This is a genomic window from Roseitalea sp. (genome assembly GCF_984466335.1).
Map to the genome: position 1 here is coordinate 8003 of NZ_CFIFWG010000134.1, position 736 is coordinate 8738.

Here is a 736-nt window from a genome sequence, read left to right on the forward strand (position 1 = left end):
GTACATGGAAGAGCGGCTCGACACGTCGAACCGTACATAGCCAGGAGCCGCCTTCATGAGCGAGAACGCCGTCAGTGCCCAGGACATCGAAGTCGACCGGTCCAAGATGCATATCTCGGAGACCGACGTCGCCGTCGAGATCACCGACATGCACAAATGGTATGGCGACTTCCATGTGCTGCGCGACATCAACCTGAAGGTGATGCGCGGCGAGCGGATCGTCGTTTGCGGACCGTCGGGCTCGGGCAAGTCGACGCTGATCCGCTGCATCAACCGGCTCGAAGAGCACCAGAAGGGCCGGATCGTCGTCGACGGGATCGAACTGACCAATGATCTGAAGAAGATCGACGAGGTGCGGCGCGAGGTCGGCATGGTGTTCCAGCACTTCAACCTGTTCCCGCATCTGACGATCCTGGAGAACTGCACGCTGGCGCCGATCTGGGTGCGCAAGATGCCCAAGAAGGAGGCCGAGGAGCGGGCGATGCACTTTCTGACCCGCGTCAAGATCCCCGAGCAGGCCGGCAAATATCCCGGCCAGCTCTCGGGCGGCCAGCAGCAGCGCGTGGCCATCGCCCGTTCGCTGTGCATGAACCCGCGCATCATGCTGTTCGACGAACCGACATCGGCGCTCGACCCCGAAATGATCAAGGAGGTGCTCGACACGATGGTGGGCCTGGCCGAGGAAGGCATGACCATGCTCTGCGTCACGCACGAGATGGGCTTTGCGCGCCAGGTG

The 736-nt window shown here is 62.2% G+C and carries 1 protein-coding gene; it reads left to right on the top strand.

What is annotated here, in order from left to right; translation table 11 throughout:
- Nucleotides 1–55: 55 nt before the first annotated feature.
- A partial coding sequence (locus tag AC5E6L_RS11830) for an amino acid ABC transporter ATP-binding protein (RefSeq protein ID WP_491773508.1) occupies nucleotides 56–736 on the top strand: 681 nt, incomplete at its 3' end.